Source organism: Actinomycetospora termitidis (genome assembly GCF_030286555.1).
Lineage (GTDB): Bacteria > Actinomycetota > Actinomycetes > Mycobacteriales > Pseudonocardiaceae > Actinomycetospora > Actinomycetospora termitidis.
Genome location: NZ_JASVWF010000001.1, coordinates 347,027 through 362,019, shown reverse-complemented (window position 1 = coordinate 362,019; position 14,993 = coordinate 347,027). Strand labels below are relative to the sequence as shown.

Here is a 14,993-nt window from a genome sequence, read left to right as displayed (position 1 = left end):
GTCCGCGTTCGTCCGATGTCCGGATCGTGCTCATCTGTCCGGCCGATGGATGCGGGGCGTGACGCCGATGATCTCTCTCGACCGATACCGTGGACGGGCACGGATGACATCGGCCGACCACGGCGGTCGTTCGCGAGACGTAGCGAGGAGGCGCGGACATCGCCCGCACCGCAAGACCCGTCGTGAACGATCTGGTCATCGTGTTGACCTACTACTCGCCCTACGTCTCGGGCCTCACCAACGTCGCGCGTGACGTGGCGGAGGGGCTCGCCGCGCGCGGCTGGCGGGTGTGTGTCGTGGCGAGCAAGCACGAGCCGTCGCTCCCGACGAACGAGGTGATCAACGGGGTCCGGGTCGTGCGGGCTCCCGTCCTCGCGAAGGTCGGCAAGGGCACGGTCGGTGTGAACCTGACGCGGATGGCGATCCGGGAGATGCGGCGGTCGCGGGTGGCGAACCTGCACCTGCCCCTCATCGAGGCGAGCCTGCTGACCCGGCTCGCGCCCATCCCCGTCGTCTCGACCTACCACTGCGACGTCAGCCTGCCGCCCGGCATGGTCAACGTGGCGCAACGCGAGGCGGTGGACCGGTCGAGCCGGGGCGGTCTCAAGCGCTCGACGGCGACCGTGGTGACGAGCGAGGACTACGCCCGCGAGAGTCGCCTGTGGCCGGAGATCGCGCCGCACATGGTCGCGATCCCTCCGCCCTGCATCCCGGTCGAGCCCGCCGAGCCGGTCTACCGACGCGGGGACGGCTTCCACGTCGGCTTCCTCGGCCGGATCGTGGAGGAGAAGGGCGTCGAGCACCTCGTCGACGCGTTCCTGGCCCTCGGCGACCCGGACGCCCGTCTCCTCATCGGCGGTGACCACAGCCGCATCGCCGGTGGCAGTGTGGTGGACCGCGTGCGCGCACACATCGGCCACGACCCCCGGGTCGAGCTCCTCGGCTTCATCCCCGACGAGCGGTTGGGGGAGTTCTACGCGTCGATCGACGCCTTCGCCCTGCCGTCGGTGAACGCCTTCGAGGCCTTCGGCATCGTGCAGGTCGTCGGCATGCTCGCCGGTGTCCCCGCGGTCGTCAGCGACTTGCCGGGGGTGCGGTTGCCGGTCGAGCGCACCGGGTTCGGCAGGATCGTGCCCCCGAGCGACGTCCCAGCGCTGACCGGCGCACTGGCGGAGCTCCGGGACGACCCGCCGGACGCGACCCGCGGCCGGGCCGCCGCCACCGAGGCCTTCAGCGTCGAGTCCGTGCTCGACGCCTACGAAGCGGTCTTCACCAAGGCCGCGGGCTGACCGACCACCCTGGAGAGCATCACCCGTGACCGCCGACCGCGACATCGACGACGTCTCCCGCACCTGGACGAAGCTGGGCGGCGAGGACCCGATGTGGGCCGTGCTCACCGACAAGGGCAAGTCGGGCAATCGCTGGAGCCCGGAGGAGTTCCTGGCGACGGGCGTCGCCGAGATCGACGCGGTGCTCGACCGCCTCAACGCGCTCGGCCTGCAGCCGGAACGTTCGCGGGCGCTCGACTTCGGCTGCGGTGCGGGACGGCTCTCGCACGGCCTCGCGCAGGTCGGCTTCGACCAGGTCCTCGGGTGCGACATCTCGCCGACGATGCTCGCCAAGGCGCGCGAGCTGGTGACCGACGAGGCGTGCCAGTTCGTCCAGGTGACCGGCACCCACCTGGGCGCGGTCGAGACCGATTCGGTCGACCTCGTCTACTCCTGCCGCGTGCTCCAGCACATGCCCCCGGCACTCGCCCACGGCTACATCCGTGAGTTCTGGCGAGTGGCCCGGCCGGGCGCCGTCGTCGTCTTCCAGATGCCGACCCGGCCGTCGTCGTCGGTCGCCGGTCGGGTGCTGTCCGCCCTGCCCGCGCCCGTCGCACGCGTCCTGCGGCGTGGGATGGAGATGCACGGCACCCCGGAGCCGGAGGTGGAGGGCCTCGTCGAGTCGCTGGGCGCTCGCGTCGTCGCGGCGGACCCGGACACGAGCGCGGGCCCGCGGTGGGACTCGCGCCTGTACATCACGACGACGGCCTGACCAGCGACTACGCCCTTCGGGTGACCTGTTCGGGGTGCCGGATTCGGCTGTGAAAGCGCTGTGGCTAGCCTCCTCGCGTGGCGTTAGACACGGGGATCGGGAAGCGAGCGTGTCCGCGATCGCTCGCCCATCTCGTGCCGAGGGGGCTCATATGACGCTGGCAGCAGCGATGACAACCGTTCCAGGAAGCCAGTCGGTGGGCTCTCTCCTCGTCGTGTTGCCCGCACTCAACGAGGCGGACTCGATCGGTCGTGTCGTGGCCGAGGTTCGCTCCCGAGAGCCTGCCGCCGACCTCCTCGTGGTCGACGACGGTTCCATCGACCGGACCGCGGACGTGGCGCGGGCCGCTGGTGCGCGGGTCATGGCTCTCCCGTTCAACCTCGGCGTTGGCGGAGCCATGCGAGCGGCCTACCGGTTCGCTTACGAAGAGGGCTACAGCTGTGTCGTCCAGGTAGACGCCGACGGCCAGCACGATCCGGCCGACATCGGCCGCCTCCGTACCGCACTGACCGAAGCCGACGTCGTGGTGGGTGCTCGGTTCGCGGGGACCGGGGGCTATGTCGTGCGCGGTCCGCGGCGGTGGGCGATGCGCTTGCTTGCATCGACGCTCTCGCGCCTGGTGCGCACTCCGCTCACTGATCCCACATCCGGCTTCAGGATGGTGAACGAACGGGCTCTGGCGCTGTTCGCCTTCGATTTCCCCGAGGAGTACCTCGGCGACACCGTGGAGGCGCTGGTCCTCGCGAGCCGGGCCAAGCTCCGTATCGCTCAGGTTCCTGTCGCGATGCGCGAACGGACGGCCGGGACCCCGAGCCAGAACGCATTCCGCTCCTGCGCGTACCTCGTCCGCGTCGTCACGGCCATATTCCTCGCCGTAGCTCGGAGGGCTCCGATCGTCCGTCCTGGATCGGTCGCTGAGGCCTCGGCCTGACATGGCTCGCCTCACGATCGTCACCATAGTGGTAGCGGTAGCGGCATTCCTGCTGGTCTTCGAACTGCTCCGCCGAAGGCGGCTCCGGCAGAAATACGCGTTCCTCTGGGTGCTCGTTGCCGGGGCGACGGTGGCGTTGTCGGTGTTTCCAGGTCTGCTGGCGCGGGCGTCAGGACTGCTCGGCATCGCGGTGCCGAGCAATCTGCTGTTCCTGATGAGCCTCCTGATCCTCTTCGGAGTGTCGCTGCAGCTCTCGATCGAGGTTGGCGTCCTTGAGGAGCAGAGCCGTCGGCTCGCGGAGGAGGTCGGGGCCATCCGGCTCCGTCTCGAGGACCTTGAGTGGCGGACCCGTATCGGCATGGCCGAGGAGGAGGACCCCGTAGTCGAGGGGAACGACGGGGAAGCCGTCAAGCCGCGATCGACGGGCTCCCCGAGCGTGTGATCCTCATCGTGAGGGCTGGGACTAGCGTCCCCCCCGGCCGATCGCCGCCACGCTCGTCAGAACGTCCTCCATGAGCTCTCCCGCACGGCCCCAGCTCAGCGAATGAACGGAATCGCGGGCCTGTCGAGCCGTAGCCGGATCCCAAGGGGTGTCGAGCAGGTCGCAGAGCTTCTTTGCGAACTCATCGTTTGCGGAGGCGGTCTCGACGTGCTCGAGGACGTTCGGTGGGAGGCCGCGGGTACCGATGTCGGTGGTGAGGAGCTGGCGCCCGGCAGCCAACGGTTCCAGGACCTTGTTGTTCACCCCGGCGCCCCGGCTCACCGGCGCGACGACGGCGCGGGCCATGTTGTAGACCTCGTCCAGACTCTCGACGAACCCGGCGAAGCGCATGTGCGCGCGGGCCCGCTCGAAGGCCCTGCCGGCGACACGGAGCGTCCACGGGTCGCCGGCTCCGAAGAGCCGTACCCGGGCGAGGACGTGGTCGGGCAATTGCGGGGCGACGTCCTCGACGAACCACCGCAGCGAGTCGCGATTTGGCGGGTAGTCCCAGTCCGCCAGCCAGGCGACGTACCCGTCGTCCGGAGGTTCGCTGAGGTCGAGCGCGAACAGGCCCGGCGCGATGCCATTGGGAACGACGGCCGTGCGAGGGGAATGCCGCACCCGACCCTCGTCCCACTCGATGTCCTCCTGCGAGATGTAGGTGACGGCGTCGACGAGGGGGTAGAGCACCTGCATCACCGGCACGAGTTGCGCCGAGTTCGCCGCCGCCGTAAGTCGCTCACGAGGGGTATCCCGTGGATCGGACGCGACGAGGCGGTAGGGGCTGTCCACCAGATCGAGAACGATCGGTCGACGTCCCCGACGGATCAGGGGAACGGCAGGGAGGCAGAAGACGTCGCCGAGCAGGGCGACGTCGGCGGCGGCCATTGCCCCGCGGAACGCCCTCGACGCGGCGGTGGCTACTGATCGGACTGCCGATGGCGGACCGGGCCGGGCGGGCACGTCGAACCTCTCGAGGTGGTGCCCCCGGTGACGCAGTGCCAGCAGGAGGTTGTCCCGGCGAAGACGTCCACCGGTGAGCGCAGTGTGCTCGCCGTAACTGGTCAGGGCGACGATGCGGAGCCCGGTCATGTGCCCTCCCCGAGGCCGAGAAGGGCAACGTAGCAATGTGGTTCGCGGGGATCGCCGGTGCGTCCGCTGGGCTGCGCACCGCGGGTGTCGGGCTGAGTCGTAGCCTGCCGCTCGTGGTCCTCCCGCTCGTCGCGCGCCTTCGTGATGCTCGCGTGCGCGCCGCGGTCGGGGTCCCGATCAGTCAGGTCATGCTGGCCGCGGCCGGCTACATCCTCCTCGCGCTCGCCGCTCGCACCTTGCCTGCAGGCGGGTTCGCGACAGTCAGCGCGTTCTACCTCCTGCTCAATACAGTCGGACGCGGGGTCTTCGCATCGGTCGAACTCGAGACCAGTCGAGCCATGTCTGCGGCGGGGGCCGCCGATGTCGACTCGGCACCCATCCTGGCGGAGGCGGTACGTCGGACCGCTGTGCTCCTGGTCCTGGCCGTCGCGCTCTCGTTCTCCGCAACTCTGCTGCTTCCGGACGTGGAGATCGCCGGGGCCCTCGCGCTGGGCTCGTGCGCGATGGCGCTGTCGTATGGCGTGCGCGGACCGCTCGCCGCCCGCCGACGCTACGGCGCCTACAGCGGTACGTTCCTTCTTGAGGGATCGCTGACCGTTCTCGGCGCCGTGGCGCTCGCCGTCGGGGGCGCCGACGACCTCGAGAGCTGGGTCGCGGTCCTCGTCCTCTCACCGGCGCTTGCAGCAGCCGTCGTCGCCGGCGCAGCATCACGCGCCGGCATCCTCAAGACTGTCCGTAGCTCGCTCGGACCTGCCTGGACACGTGGCCAGCGTGGAGCGGTAGGCGGACTGCATCGGATCTCGCTGCCGGCGCTTCTCTGGACGTCGCTGTTCTATTTGTCGTCACAGGGCGTCTGGAACCTCGCTCCAGTCGCGGTGACGGCAGCGCTTCCCGCCGTCCCCACGGCGGCCGCTGGATTCGTCGCCGTCGCCGTCGTCCTCCGCGCCCCGGTCTTCGTGTTCCCGGCGATCCAGGCCGTGATGCTGCCTGCGATCTCCGCGGCTGCGCAACGTGATGACCGCGCCGGGAGCAGCCGTGCACTCCGGCCGTTGCTCCTGATCGTCGGAGTGCTCGCGGCTCCGTGGGTGCTGTGTGCAGTCCTGGTGGTCCCCTGGCTGGCACAGTTCGCCTTCGCGGTCGAGATCGTCCCGCCCTGGCCGGCGAGTCTCGCGCTCGCGATGTCGACAGTTGTGGGGGCAGGCGCGTTCGTGGTGCAGACGAGAGTCCTGGCGTTCGGTCGTCATCGCGACGTCGGGCTCGCCTGGTTCGTAGGCTTGGTCGTTCTAGGAGCAGTCTTCTTACTTCCTGGCGACCCGCAGGTCAGTGCAGCGCTGGCACAGCTCGCCGCGTCAATCGCCGTGATGCTCGGCGTGATGGTGGCGAATCAGCGCGTCGGTTCTGCGTAGCGATCCGCGGTTCGGGGTCATGCGCGAGGTGGTCCGCGGTCTCGATCCCGACGTTAGTGGTTCGGTCGGACGTCCATCGTGCTGGTCCCCCCGTAGCCGGAGAATGTTGTGACTCCGCCCTTGCCGAGTACCACTCGGTGGTCGGCGCGTCGAGGAGTGTCCGGCTCATAACCCGGGTAGAGCATTCGCAACGCCGGCGAGGAAGCCAATCGCGCGCTGAGGATCGGGGCCAAGCGACCGCGATCGGAAAGGGGGTCGAGTACTGCACATCGGTCTCCACAGAAGAACGCGAACGCGCCGAGCTCATCAGCTGACTCGACGACCGCACCCGTCGGGACCTGGTCGACGATCGCCGCGTATTGGGAGGGGGTCGCCCGGTTGTAGTTGAGAGGCGACCCGAGGGCGACGTAGTCGTGGCGCGCGCTGTAGGCCCCGCCGGTCACCACGAGCACAGCGGACGCGGCCAGGCCCAGCCATCGACCGGATGCCGGGGTGGCCACCGATAGCGCCAGCAGCGTCATTCCCACGCCAGCGGCTGGAGCCGGGTACCAGGGGTACGGTGCAACGTGCAGGGTCCAGAGCACCGACAGGTGTGCTGCGGCGCCGACGCCGAGCGCTACGACGGGGCCACGGGAGCGGGCCTGCATGAACAGCCAGAGTCCCGCGCCGAAGCCGGCGACGCCGGCGCCCATCCCGAGCCACGTCACTGCGGGCCAGATTCGAGCGAACACGATCACGGCGTCACCGAAGAAGTGCCCGCCGAGGCCCTCGGATTGGGACTGCTTCCAGATGAGCGTGTCCGGCAGCACTGTCCCGAACCAAAGCAGCGACACCACCAACCACGGCGCAACGGCTACGGCAGCAATCGGGACAGTCATCGCCGCGTAACGCCAGCGGACAGCAATCAGTACGACGGAGACTATTGCAAGGTCCGGGCGGACTAAGACCAGCGCTCCGGCTACCACCCCGATCGTCATAATCCGTCCGGCCGCCACCTCGTGCGCGCCGAGCGCGATTAACGCGACGGCAAGCAGCGACTCCAACCCGATCGAGGCCTGCATCAGTGGCGAAGTCGCCACCAGGACCGCCGCGAGCGGCCCGGCTAGGGTCGACAACCCCAAGCGGTGGGCCAACGCTGCCACTGTTCCGGCGAGCATTGCCATCGCGACGGCGCTCGCTGCGCCGAGCGCAGCGACCGGCCCAAGTGCAAGCATCGGGAGTGACAGCAGCAGCACCCATAGCGGGCTCGTCGCGGTGTTCGAGGGCATTCCTGTATTGACGCACCAACACCCGCCCGCGGCGACGTTGCGGGCGTAGTCCAGCGAAATGAAGGCGTCGTCGAGCAGCGCGCCACGGGTTGTCCATGCCATCGCGACACCGAGTACAAGGCCCACCACGGCGGCCGCCGCGACGTCTCGGCGGGCGCGCCCGGTCATGTGGCTCGTCGTAGCTATCGCCGGTCGCGTAATCAGCGCCGTCGTGTCCCCCATGAGGCGGGACCTTCGCAGTAAGGAGCTGACTACTCCACGCGACGCACCGACACCGGAGCGTGATCAGGACGGTCGTCGTCGAGGCCGAGCGCGGCACGAGCTCGCGCCGGACCAGGTGTTGCCGGTGTTCGAGCATCTGAGGGCTGCGGTTCGGAGCCGAAGCCTTGACGGTCCAGACGCGACGCGCGGAAAAACGAGCAGTAAGTCAGGATGGCCGCCGAGCCAGGACTGCTTGCTGGCGGTATCGCGGAATGGGGACCCCGACGGCCCCTAGTCCGGTCCGGGCACCGGTGGGTTGCGGCAGTCGGGCTAGGCGCCTGACGAGCAGCTCGGCGGCGGCAAGGGGGAACTTCACCGGCGTGAGATCCTCGGCGAGGATCTCAAGACCGGCCGACCGGAGGACCGCGTTGACGGCTCCGGCGGACCGATACTCCCGCACGTGCGTGGGATCGAGCACCCAGCCGGCCTCGGGATTGCGGCGGAAGTACCACGCCCCCCTCATCTTGACCGGCGTCTCCACGTAGACCAAGCCACCGGGCCGGACGAGGCGAGCGAGTTCGGCGGCGTAGGCCGCGTCGTCGGGCGCGTGCTCGATGACGTGGGTCGACGTCACGAGATCGAATGCCCCAGCGGCTGCTGGGACGTCGCCCCGCTCGTCGACGAGCACCTCGTGTCCTCGGGCCCGGGCGATGTCCGCGCGCGCAGCGCTGATCTCGAAGCCTTGGATGCCCCAGGAGTCGCCGAACGACCCGCGGACGAGATCGAGCAGGATGCCGTCACCACAACCAACGTCGATCATGGTCCCGGTCGCTGCGGACATCACGCCCGCGAGGAGCGGCGGGACCGTCGACTCGTCAACGAGCTGACGGTAGGTCCCCGCGTAGGCGTCCCAGTCCGTGGTCGTCATGAGCTGATTCTGGTGTACGACCACGTATCGCTACGATCCGGGCCTGATAGCCGTCCGGGCGGGCTCCTGGTTCTCGGGGTCGACCGGGTGACCCGGAGGGGGACTGTTCATGATCGGCGCACGGGCCACGGCCCGTCGGGCTGTCGTCGCCCTCTCGGCTCGTCTGCGATACCCGAGCCTCTTCCGTGCTCGTATCTATGGGGACCCGAGAAGGCTCGAAATCCACCGGACTGCCGTCGTCAACAATGCCACCTTCAATCTGTCGTCCGGAACCGTGACGATGCGGCCGTGGTCGTTCTTCGGGCACAATGTGACCGTTCTGACCGGAACCCACGATGTGACGAAGTTCGGCAAGGAACGACACCGATCGGTTCCGGCCGAGGGACGAGACGTGGTGATCGACGAGGGGGCGTGGATCACCAGCAACGCCACCATCGTCGGGCCCTGCCGAGTCGGGGCCCACTCCGTGGTCGGAGTCGGAGCCGTGGTCGTCGAGGACGTACCGCCCTACACGGTCGTCGCCGGCGTTCCCGCGCGGGTGATCTCGCAGATCCCGCGGCCGGCACCCGGAGATGTGGCGCCAGGCGGCGAACGTCCTCCCGCTAGCCTCTCGTAGGCCGAAGGAGGGAGGGGCAGCGTTGGTCCTCGACATTGCGGCACTGGGCGTCTCCTTGCTCGTCGTCGTCCTGCCGGGCGCCGCGGTCCTGCTCTTGCTCGGGGTTCGCTCCCCGTTCTGGTACGCGTCGCTCGCGGCGCCGTGTTCAGTCGTCGTCGCTGCGATGACCGGGATGGCGACCACCGCACTCGGCGCTTCCTACGGTCTGCCGGCGCTCGCCACGGCAACGGTCGTGATCGCGCTCGGCGGCGGATCTCGGCTCGTTCTCCGTCATCGGCGCCGAATGATCATCGGCTCAAGAACCCGACGCCGACCACGTCCGGTCGTGAGTGTTCTCGGGCTCGCCGTCGCCCTCCTCGGGATCGCGGTGAGCCTTGTTTCGTGGCTCGGCGGTATGGGCTGGACCCTGCGGACCTATCCGCAGGAGCACGACATGATCTTCCATCTGGCACTGTCGTCGTACATCGCCCGCACGGGATCCGGTGCCCCCTGGAACCTGGCGCCGACCGATGTCCTCACCGGTTCGGACCCGTTCTTCTACCCGGCCGGCTTCCACCTGCTCGCGGGCGCGGTCACGCAGGCCACCGGCGACGTCGTCGTGGCCGTCAACGCTATGACGATCGTGCTAGTCGCGATCGGAGCACCGCTCGGAGCGGCCTGCTTGGCGGCCGTACTCGCTCGATCGGTCGGTGGTGCTCGGGACGTGGCCGCTGGCGCCGCGGGAATGGCTAGTCTGCTGACGGCGACCCTCTATCGGCCGGGGGCTCAGCTCGCGCATGACGGCGGAATCCTCCCGAACTCGGTGGCGCTCGCCTTGGCGTCCGGCACCTTGGCTGGGCTCTTCGCGTGGCGACGGGCCCCCCGATCAGTGCTCATCGCAGCCGGCGTGGCCGTCGCCGGGGGGGCGATCGTCCACCCAAGTGCGTTGATCACGATCGGTGTGAGCGCGGTCGTCTATCTCGCCGTTGACGTTGCGCGTCGTGGTTCCAGGGACCTCATCCCCGCGGTACGGGCCTTCTTGCCTCCCACTTCGGTGGCTGCCGTTCTCGCCCTACCGACTTTGGTGATCGGCGCTTCTGCGGTCGCGAAAACCACGTCGTTCGCGACGGGCACCTCCGACCGTCCGATCGCGCTCGCAGTCGGCAAAGCACTCAGCTACGCCTACAGCGGCTACCTCGACCCCGACAGCATACGATCGCAGTTCGTCGCCGCGATGCTGATTCTTCTCGGTGTTCTCGTCCTGGTTGCCGCGCGCCGCGGCATCCCGGCGCTGGCGTTGGTGGCCGTGTGGTTCGCGATCGTGATCTCGTTCCTCGTCGCACCCGGTCGCGGCCCTGCGGGAGTCCTCACCTCGTTCTTCTACAACTCCGAACCAAGGGTCTGGTCCCATCTCAGCCTGGTCGGCGCGCCGGTCGGCGCCGTGGGCCTGGTCCTCGCGCTCCGCTGGCTGGCCCGTCATCTCCCGGTAGTTCGTCGGTCTGCAGTCCCTGTCGTCACGGCCGCGTTCCTCGCCGTGCTCTTCGGGTGGTATCTCGCGGGCTCGGGCTACGGCTACGCGCGCACCAACGAGAACGCCATCGCTTCCCGCTATGCAACACCCGACTTCACGAGGGTCGATGGAGATGACGAGGCGGCCGCGGCCTGGCTCGCCCCGCGCATCCTCCCGGGGCAGCGGGTGCTCAATTCTGCCAACGACGGTTCGACGTTCTTGTACACGCAGTACGGACTCCCGGTGGTCAACCTCGCCACACTCGGAAACCCTTCTTCTCCGGCCTCGTGGGGCCTGATGGCCGAATTCCGGACGTACCCGTCCAACCCTCGAGTCCGCCGGGACCTTCGCGACCTCGACGTCGTGTGGGTGTACGTGGACTCCCAGGCGCCGTCCATAGGGACCGGCGGTGCTCCTGACAGCTGGCCACGGGTCAATCTCCTGTCCGTCCCTCGGGGACTGCAGAACCTCGACGGGCTTCCCGGGCTGGTTCCAGCGTTCCGCGCCGGTTCGGTGACGATCTATCGACTCGAGCCCGACGCCATCCGCGCTCCCTGACGGTCGAGGCCGCCGCCAACCGGAAGACGTAGAACAGCACCGCCGCAGCGCCGACGGATCCAGCATATGCGGCCAACCAGGTGTGCTTCGGTAGTTCGAAGTACCCGTCGCCCAACACGGCAGACGTGGCGACGAGCAGCATGCTGCACACCGCCGCGACGCATAGTGCGGCCAATGCCGACGACGTCGGGCTCCGGCGTCTACCGCGCGCCGTCTCGGCGATTGCGACGAGAAATGCCAGACCGAGAACGACGAGTGGAAGCCGGCCGAGGGGCCGGCTGTCGAGCCATGGCTTCAGGGTCTGTCCCGAAGCGCCTTGCTCCCCGAACGTCGGAACGGGGGGCGCGATCGGGACCGCGTGCGGCGTGCCCTCCAGGCTGGTGGGCAGGTAGGTGACTCGTGGGTCGGAGACGGCGATCAACGCGCTGTTGATCATTCGCCACGCAGTTCGCGGGTGTGAGAGCACGTAAGCCCGTGCCTCGTCCCGGAGCTCGGGCCACCGCGAACCGACAACGGCATCCCACTGTGGAATGGACGCGCCCGCGTCGAGGTAGAAGCCCGAGCCGAGCCCTCGAGCCGCGCTCGCGGGGAGCCCGAGTCGGCCGAGAGCGTGCCCCTCGCTCTCGGGGCCGACCGCGGTGAAGAGGAGATTGTGGGTGTTGACGGCTCCGTAGGCCCTGTCCTGCGCCGTGAGCGCGGAGTGCAGGGGAACAGCGACCGTGATCGCCACGAGGACGGCGACGAAAACCCCCACTCGCCGCCGTGCGGCCGGAGGGAACAGCACGCACGCTGCGAGTGCCGGAAGTAGGACGACGACGAAGGCGGGCTTGGCGGTGGCCGCGAGCACTCCTCCTCCGAGGATGAGCGCTACCGCGATCGACCGGGATGTACCCCGCGGGGGACTCACTGCCGCGGCGGCGATACCGGCCAACGCGAGAGCCGTCCCAACTAGTCCTGCCGGCTCGGCGTACGTCGAGAGCAGGAAGCGTGAGAACCACGGGAGCGCCAGCGGTGCGGCCACCGGCAGGATGATGAGGGCGCGCCACGGGCGAGCAGCTCCAGCGGCCGCTGCGGCGAGTCCGAATCCGATGATGAGAACCACCACCCAGGTCCAGCCCAACGTCCGAAGATCCCAGGCAGGTCCGGAGAAGCTCGCGGTGACGCTGATCGGTAGAAGGGCGGACGAGGGCGCTGCTCCTCTGCACGGTGACCCGTCGGTCCGGAAAGCGCTCACGACGATGCCCTGCCAGTTCGAGCGGCCGCTCGGCGTGTCCGGCACGAGTCCCGCCCCGCAGTAGAGGCGGAAACCGTCGCCGTTGTCTCCCGCGCCTCGGGGTGAGGGGCCCAGCAGCCCGGTTCCGAGCAGCAAGGCAACGAGGCAGAGGCTGGTGACGACGGCAACGGGAACTGCCCGTGTCGCGCCGGTTCGCACCGATCGGTCGACTCTCAAGACGCGCTCGAGGAGCTCATTCTGAATCGCGATCACCAAGATTCCATCACCAGTGGAGGGCCTGGCGTCACGGTAGCGGCTGATCGCGAAGTTCCTCGGGAGGTACCTGCGGACGTCTAGCCGAACCCGTTCTAGCTCGCCGATTGTCACTCTGTGGTCAGGGTTTCACGCGACCGGTGTCCTCCGATGCCGACCGCGGACAGTGATCTCCTCCACCTTCTCGTGCGTCCGGACGGCTGAGCGACGACCGTGCTGGGGTCATGCACCCTCTTCGGCCGCGCTTGTCGGGCGTGTGTCCGCTCGGTGTGTTCATTGCAGCCCTGACCTCGATCGCCCTGCAACTAGCGATCGGCCGTCTGCGCATCCCCTTTCCCACCTACGCGGCGTCGGCGATCGCGGCCACGTGCAGCGCCCTCGTTATGGCCGCGCTGGTCTGGGTTGCCGCATCGGACCGCCGCGCGGCGCGGTCGCGGTACACGCTCGTCACCTGCGCTCTGCTCGCCGCGCTACCCAGCCTCTGGCTCGGGCTGCTGCTACAGGGCACGCGCTGGTACCTCGGCGGGATCTCCATCGACCAGAGCTTCCGCACGCAGAACCTCGCGCGCTTCGCCTCGACGACCTCGCTGGTCGACATGAACTACCTCGATCTGCCCTCCTACTACCCTGCAGCATGGTTCTGGCTCGGTGGTCGCTTCGCGGATCTCACCGGGCTCCCGGCGTGGGCGGCCTACAAGCCCTGGTCGATCCTCACGCTCGCGGTGGCCTCCGGGGCCGCCCTCTTCGCATGGCGGCTCGTGGTCCGCCCGGCGAGGGCGGTCCTGGTCGCCACGGCGACCGTCGTGGTCGGTCTCGGCGTGTCCGCGACCGAGCCGTACGCCTGGCTGCTCGTGGCGCCTATGCCGGCGGTCGCGGCGATCGTGTGGCGTGCCGTGCGTTCGGACCATTCCCTACGACGGGTCGCGGCGTTGCTGGGAAGTGGGGTCTACCTCGGCATCGCCGCGGTCACCTACTCGCTCCACGCCGGGTTCTTCGGGACGTTCGTGGTGTTGGCCGCACTCGTGCCGACCCGCGGGCGACGCCTGGGCGAGCTCCTCCCACGCCTGGGACGGGCGGGGCTCGTACTCGGGACCGGCCTCGTCCTGTCGCTCGTAGTCTGGGCGCCCTACCTCCTCGCCGTGCTGAGTGGTGACCCGACGCGCAGCTACGCCCAGCGCTACCTGCCGTCGAACGGGGCCTTTTGGTCGTTTCCGATGCTCCAGCCGTCGTCGGTGGGAGCGATGTGTCTGGTCGGGCTGTTTGGCATCGTCCTGGGCTGGACCTCGTCGGTCCGGCTCGCGCGGCCGCTCGGCCTCCTCGGGGCACTCGTCCTGGGCTGGTACGCGCTCACCGTCCCGCTCTTGCTCGTCGGCCAGACCAGCCTGGCATTCCGGCTGGAACCCGTGATCGAGCTTGTCCTCGTCTGTGCCGGCGTGCTCACCGCGGTCGAGGTCGTTCGGCTCCTGCGGCTCCGTGTTCCGAACATGCGCCTGTTGGGTGGCGTGCTCGCCGTCGTGGTTCTCGCCGCCTGCGCGCAAGGCGCGATCTCACCCGACGGCCAAGACGTGAAGGAGGCCTACGCCGACCCTTATCCGACCGGGATGACACCCACGGGCGGTGTCGACCGCTCCCGAATCGACGCCTGGACCCCGGAACTCCTGGCCGCCGTGCACGAGGCGACCGGGACCCCGTCGTCCGACCTCGTCACCCTGGGCGGGCCAACACAGTTCTACGTCGCCGAGCCCTTCCACGGCTTCCAGCAGTCGACGCCGCACTACGCGAACCCGCTCGCACAGTACGAGGCCCGCAACGACGCGATTCGCTCCTGGGCTACCGCGCGGGAAGCGAGCGACCTGGTCCGGCAGCTCGACGCCGCACCGTGGCCCACGCCGCGGGTGTTCGTGCTGCTCCGCCAGCCCGACGGCTCAGGAACGACTCGGATCGTGGAGGACGCCTTCCCCGCGAGCCCCAACGTCGCCTTCGAGACCGTGACCTTCCCAGGCCGACTGTTCGACTCGCCGTCCTTCCAGGTCCGCGAGGTCGGCCCCTACCTGGTCGCCGTCCGCCGCTGAGCCGGGCACAGTGAGCCCCATGGCGCTCCGGAAGAACCACCGTCAGCTGATCGATGAGGCGACCGAGAAGATCACGACGCTCACCCTCGAGGAAGCGCAGGAGAAGCTCGCCGACCCGGGCGCGCTGTTCGTCGACATCCGCGATGTCCGGGAACTCGAGCGCGAAGGCCAGATCCCGGGCGCGTTCCACGCCCCACGCGGGATGCTCGAGTTCTGGGTCGACCCGGAGAGCCCCTACTTCAAGCCGGAGCTCGAGGGCACCGAGCGCGAGCTGGTGCTCTACTGCCAGTCCGGCTGGCGCTCGGCGCTGTCGACCGCGACGTTGGCCGACATGGGCGTCGAGAAGGTCTCGCACGTCGAAGGCGGATTCGGGGCGTGGAAGAAGGCCGGCCTCCCTACCGCGGAGCGTGAGAGGAAGTCCTGAC

The 14,993-nt window shown here is 69.0% G+C and carries 12 protein-coding genes and 1 pseudogene; 9 read left to right on the top strand and 4 right to left on the bottom strand.

The features are described from left to right. Positions 1–182 precede the first annotated feature (182 nt). From QRT03_RS01820 to QRT03_RS01805, 4 genes are all read left to right on the top strand, one after another. Positions 183–1,289 (top strand): glycosyltransferase family 4 protein, encoded by a 1,107-nt coding sequence (locus tag QRT03_RS01820; RefSeq protein ID WP_286050715.1) that lies wholly within the window; start codon positions 183–185, stop codon positions 1,287–1,289. Positions 1,290–1,314: 25 nt separating this feature from the next. After that, on the top strand, positions 1,315–2,040 hold the full coding sequence (locus tag QRT03_RS01815) for a class I SAM-dependent methyltransferase (protein ID WP_286050714.1): 726 nt from the start codon (positions 1,315–1,317) through the stop codon (positions 2,038–2,040). Between the two features lie 151 nt (positions 2,041–2,191). Then, on the top strand, positions 2,192–2,971 hold the full coding sequence (locus QRT03_RS01810; protein ID WP_286050713.1) for a glycosyltransferase family 2 protein: 780 nt from the start codon (positions 2,192–2,194) through the stop codon (positions 2,969–2,971). Between the two features lies 1 nt (position 2,972). Beyond that, on the top strand, positions 2,973–3,413 hold the full coding sequence (locus QRT03_RS01805; RefSeq protein WP_286050712.1) for a DUF2304 domain-containing protein: 441 nt from the start codon (positions 2,973–2,975) through the stop codon (positions 3,411–3,413). A 21-nt stretch (positions 3,414–3,434) separates the two neighbouring features. Here the strand turns inward: QRT03_RS01805 and QRT03_RS01800 are convergent, their stop codons facing one another. After that, a complete protein-coding gene (locus QRT03_RS01800; RefSeq protein ID WP_286050711.1) occupies positions 3,435–4,544 on the bottom strand; it encodes a glycosyltransferase in 1,110 nt (369 codons plus the stop codon). A 113-nt stretch (positions 4,545–4,657) separates the two neighbouring features. Here QRT03_RS01800 and QRT03_RS01795 point away from each other — a divergent pair, with 113 nt between their 5' ends. Beyond that, positions 4,658–5,950: a hypothetical protein gene (locus tag QRT03_RS01795; protein WP_286050710.1), complete on the top strand. Its 1,293-nt coding sequence runs from the start codon at positions 4,658–4,660 to the stop codon at positions 5,948–5,950. Between the two features lie 53 nt (positions 5,951–6,003). Here the strand turns inward: QRT03_RS01795 and QRT03_RS01790 are convergent, their stop codons facing one another. Next, positions 6,004–7,386, bottom strand: coding sequence for a hypothetical protein (locus QRT03_RS01790; RefSeq protein WP_286050709.1), 1,383 nt, complete (start codon positions 7,384–7,386; stop codon positions 6,004–6,006). Between the two features lie 259 nt (positions 7,387–7,645). Further along, positions 7,646–8,347 (bottom strand): class I SAM-dependent methyltransferase, encoded by a 702-nt coding sequence (locus tag QRT03_RS01785; RefSeq protein ID WP_286050708.1) that lies wholly within the window; start codon positions 8,345–8,347, stop codon positions 7,646–7,648. 109 nt (positions 8,348–8,456) lie between these two features. Here QRT03_RS01785 and QRT03_RS01780 point away from each other — a divergent pair, with 109 nt between their 5' ends. Together QRT03_RS01780 and QRT03_RS01775 are read left to right on the top strand one after the other, a co-directional pair. Continuing rightward, the gene (locus tag QRT03_RS01780) at positions 8,457–8,963 is read left to right on the top strand and encodes an acyltransferase (protein WP_286050707.1); all 507 of its coding nucleotides are present in this window, start codon (positions 8,457–8,459) and stop codon (positions 8,961–8,963) included. 22 nt (positions 8,964–8,985) lie between these two features. Further along, positions 8,986–11,010: a DUF6541 family protein gene (locus QRT03_RS01775; protein WP_286050706.1), complete on the top strand. Its 2,025-nt coding sequence runs from the start codon at positions 8,986–8,988 to the stop codon at positions 11,008–11,010. Between the two features lie 70 nt (positions 11,011–11,080). On the opposite strand, the pseudogene wsfD reads toward QRT03_RS01775, so the two are convergent. Continuing rightward, positions 11,081–12,442: pseudogene (gene wsfD / locus QRT03_RS32310) on the bottom strand (glycan biosynthesis hexose transferase WsfD); the annotation flags it as partial. A gap of 323 nt (positions 12,443–12,765) precedes the next feature. On the opposite strand from wsfD, the gene QRT03_RS01770 reads away from it, so the two are divergent. Together QRT03_RS01770 and QRT03_RS01765 are read left to right on the top strand one after the other, a co-directional pair. Then, complete coding sequence (locus QRT03_RS01770) at positions 12,766–14,568, top strand: arabinofuranosyltransferase (protein WP_286050705.1); 1,803 nt, start codon at positions 12,766–12,768, stop codon at positions 14,566–14,568. 19 nt (positions 14,569–14,587) lie between these two features. Further along, positions 14,588–14,992 carry a rhodanese-like domain-containing protein gene (locus tag QRT03_RS01765; RefSeq protein ID WP_286050704.1) on the top strand — a complete coding sequence of 135 codons (405 nt, stop codon included), beginning with the start codon at positions 14,588–14,590 and terminating at the stop codon, positions 14,990–14,992. Position 14,993: the final 1 nt, after the last annotated feature.

What these genes read in the sequence shown, in the direction of transcription:
- QRT03_RS01810 (WP_286050713.1), top strand. Translation starts at nt 2,192, where the DNA reads ATGACGCTGGCAGCAGCGATGACAACCGTTCCAGGAAGCCAGTCGGTG.
- QRT03_RS01805 (WP_286050712.1), top strand. Translation starts at nt 2,973, where the DNA reads ATGGCTCGCCTCACGATCGTCACCATAGTGGTAGCGGTAGCGGCATTC.
- QRT03_RS01800 (WP_286050711.1), bottom strand. Translation starts at nt 4,544, where the DNA reads ATGACCGGGCTCCGCATCGTCGCCCTGACCAGTTACGGCGAGCACACT.
- QRT03_RS01790 (WP_286050709.1), bottom strand. Translation starts at nt 7,386, where the DNA reads ATGACCGGGCGCGCCCGCCGAGACGTCGCGGCGGCCGCCGTGGTGGGC.
- QRT03_RS01785 (WP_286050708.1), bottom strand. Translation starts at nt 8,347, where the DNA reads ATGACGACCACGGACTGGGACGCCTACGCGGGGACCTACCGTCAGCTC.
- QRT03_RS01780 (WP_286050707.1), top strand. Translation starts at nt 8,457, where the DNA reads ATGATCGGCGCACGGGCCACGGCCCGTCGGGCTGTCGTCGCCCTCTCG.
- QRT03_RS01765 (WP_286050704.1), top strand. Translation starts at nt 14,588, where the DNA reads ATGGCGCTCCGGAAGAACCACCGTCAGCTGATCGATGAGGCGACCGAG.